2 protein-coding genes are annotated in these 3,361 nt (G+C 29.8%); one reads left to right on the forward strand and one right to left on the reverse strand.

What is annotated here, in order from left to right; genetic code table 11:
- The first annotated feature begins 70 nt into the window (after positions 1–70).
- On the forward strand, positions 71–2,305 hold the full coding sequence (locus tag AB1Z17_RS09775; protein ID WP_368051619.1) for a hypothetical protein: 2,235 nt from the start codon (positions 71–73) through the stop codon (positions 2,303–2,305).
- An 87-nt stretch (positions 2,306–2,392) separates the two neighbouring features.
- Here AB1Z17_RS09775 and AB1Z17_RS09780 read toward each other — a convergent pair whose 3' ends face one another.
- Positions 2,393–3,256, reverse strand: a complete 864-nt coding sequence (locus AB1Z17_RS09780) for a winged helix-turn-helix domain-containing protein (protein ID WP_368051620.1) — start codon at positions 3,254–3,256, stop codon at positions 2,393–2,395.
- Positions 3,257–3,361 lie beyond the last annotated feature (105 nt).

A 3,361-nucleotide genomic window follows, 5' to 3' on the forward strand; every position in this document is an offset into this window, starting at 1 on the left:
ACTTTTAGTATATAATAATTGACTTTTTTAGCTATCTTACTAATATGTTTTAATTAGTACCTATTTTATTATGAATAAAACGTTAATTTCTTCGAAATCTAATTTTGGTACATTGCCTGTTTTTTTAACTGCAATTTCAACAATACTTGGAGCAGTAATGTTTTTACGTTTTGGATTTGCTGTTGGTTCAGTGGGTTTTATTGGTGCCTTATTTATTATTTTAATAGGTCATATGGTTACGATACCAACTGCAATGGCTTTGGCTGAAATTGCTACAAATCAGAAAGTTGAAGGTGGAGGTGAATACTTTATAATATCTAGATCTTTTGGGTTAAATATTGGAGCCGCAATTGGTATAACTTTATTTCTTTCACAAGCAATTAGCGTAGCTTTTTACGTAATTGCATTTGCCGAAGCTTTTGAAGCTATTAAACCTTGGGTTGCATCTGAATTTGGATATGAACTGTATGATAATCGGTTATTTAGTATTCCTGCCCTATTGCTCTTAATTTGGTTAATGGTTACTAAAGGCGCGGATTTAGGAATAAAAGCCTTGTATGTAGTTGTTACAATTCTTGCAATTTCATTAATACTTTTCTTTTCTGGTTCAACACCTTTTGGTGAAGTTTTTGATAGTTCTCTTTTATTCAAAAATGTAACATCAGAAAAAGGTTTCTTTTTTGTTTTCGCTATTATTTTCCCTGCATTTACAGGAATAACAGCCGGTGTTGGTTTATCAGGTGATTTACGCGAACCAAAAAAATCTATTCCTTTGGGAACACTTGCTGCAACATTTGTAGGAATGATTTTATATGTTTTTATAGCTTTAAAATTAACATCTTCTGCAAGTCCAGACGACTTAATAAATGATCAATTAATAATGAGTAAAATTGCTATTTGGGGACCAATTATACCTATTGGTTTGGCGGCAGCAACTATTTCATCTGCATTGGGTTCTTTTATGGTTGCTCCTCGAACATTACAAGCAATTGGAGGAGATAATGTTTTTCCAAATAAATTTTTAAATATATGGGTTGCAAAAGGAACTACTAAAAATAACGAACCAAGAAATGCAACTATTTTAACTAGTGGAATCGCTTTAGTTTTTGTGTTAATGGGCGATGTTAACGCAGTTGCTGAAATTATTTCTATGTTCTTTATGGTAACCTATGGTTCACTTTGTTTAATTTCATTTATGCAACATTTTGCTGCAGACCCTTCGTATCGACCTTCTTTTAAATCTAAATGGTATCTATCTCTTTTAGGTGCTGTTATGAGTATTTATTTAATGTTTAAGATTAACACACCTTATGCGCTTTCAGCAATTGCATTAATGGTTATTTTATATTTTTATATTACCCTAAAAAGTGATAATAAAAAAGGAATGGCTACAATTTTTCAAGGTGTTATTTACCAAATTAGTAGAACCATTCAAGTATTTCTTCAAAAAACTGAAAAAGAAAAAACTGCAGAAGCATGGAGACCAGCAGTATTATGTCTTTCAAAAGATAGTTTTGAACGTTTTGGAGCTATGGAAATGATGAAATGGATCTCATATAGATACGGTTTTGGAACTTATATCCATTTTGAAAAAGAGTATTTCTCTAGAGAAACTAAAAAAGATGCTCAATTAAAACTTGAGAAATTAATTAAATCCGCAGCTACAAATGATAACAATGTTTTTATTGAAACTTTAATTTCCCCCTCAAACACTTCAGCAATTATTCAAGCAATACAGCAACCTGGCATCTCTGGGCAACCAAATAATATGATGCTTTTTGAATATAAAAAAGGAGAAACGGAATGGTTAAAAACCATTATTGATAATTTTAGCGTTTTAAAAAGTGCACAATATGATTTATGCATCTTAGCCTCTTCAGATAAAGGGTTTGGTTATAAAAAAGATATTCATATCTGGATACGTAAAGTAGATTATGAAAATGCAAATTTAATGATTCTATTATCATATATTATTTTAGGGCATCCAGATTGGAAAAAAGGACAAATTAAAATATTTGCAACCTTTGCAAAAGAAAATATTGCTCAAGAAGAACAAAATTTAATTGAATTAACTTCTTCTGGCCGTTTACCAATTTCAGCAAATAATATTAGAGTATTGCCTATTGATGAAAATAAAAGTAGATTAGATTTAATTAATGAATACTCTGCTGATGCAGATTTAACTTTAATTGGTTTTCATGAAGGTATGCTAAAAACTGAAAATAATATTGAATTATTTGAAGGTTATGATAAAATTGGAAATATCCTTTTTGTAAATACTTTAACTTCAAAATCCATAAAATAATGTTTGTAGCGTTGCTTTAATAAAATATATAGTGTGTGTAAAATACTCATATTGCTCATAATTTGCTAGTATAAACATCACATTCAGTTACTCAATCTCTAACTTATATCCAATTCCGTGCACATTTGTTAGTTTTACGGAAGTATCTTCTTTTAGCTTTTTGCGAAGTTTAGATATATAAGTATCCAAGCTTCTGCCTACAAATACACCATTATCTTCCCAAACTTTTTTGGTTAATTCGTCACGTTTAATTATCTGGTTGGGTTTTGCAATAAAAATGGCTAATAACTCACATTCTTTTTTAGAAAGGCTTATTTCTATGGCTTCTTTAACTAATTTATTTTGCTCTGGATAAAATTTAAACCGCCCAATAGAGGCAAAATCACTCTCATCTTTCAAAAAATTCACCTTTGACTTCTTTTTAAAAATAACAACTGCTAAAAGCGTTAAAACCCCAAGAATAAGTAAGTATAAAAGGTTCCGATTAATGTGCGTTGTTTTAGGCATTTTTGTAAAACGTACGGTAATAAAATAGCAACCTTTTTTCAGTATTCTTCCTGCACACGGAATAATTCCTTTTTCTACTTGCTTTTTAACTTCGTAACTATATGCCACTTCATTATTGCTGCATTGTAAAACTTCAACAAGATAATATTCTGGTAATTCTGACTTTTGAAAACTGTTCTTGATATAATTCACCAAACTATCTGGATGGATCTCAAGTTCATTTTCAAACGCTAATTTAAATTTTTCATTATTAATTGTAAGAACAGGTTTTACCAATGATGTAGTATCTTGGTTGGACACTAATAAATGATGTCCAACATCTCTAAAAGAAACTTTAACAACTTCAGAAAAGACATCATTCGGGTCGTTTTCACAAGATATTAAACATAGCACGAATGCAAAATAGACAAAGGATTTCAACATATAACTGTTACTTAATTTCATAATTAATTGTAAATAACATACATTTTTACGACTTTTAGAAACAGTTAACACTTCTTTTACATTTTTTTGACATATTTATTCGAAGGTCTGTTTAGATTTACAATC

Source organism: Lutibacter sp. (genome assembly GCF_040883305.1).
In the GTDB taxonomy this organism is placed as follows: domain Bacteria; phylum Bacteroidota; class Bacteroidia; order Flavobacteriales; family Flavobacteriaceae; genus Lutibacter.

Excerpts from the sequence above, each read along its gene's own strand:
- AB1Z17_RS09775 (WP_368051619.1), top strand. The coding sequence starts at position 71 with ATGAATAAAACGTTAATTTCTTCGAAATCTAATTTTGGTACATTGCCT.
- AB1Z17_RS09780 (WP_368051620.1), bottom strand. The coding sequence starts at position 3,256 with ATGAAATTAAGTAACAGTTATATGTTGAAATCCTTTGTCTATTTTGCA.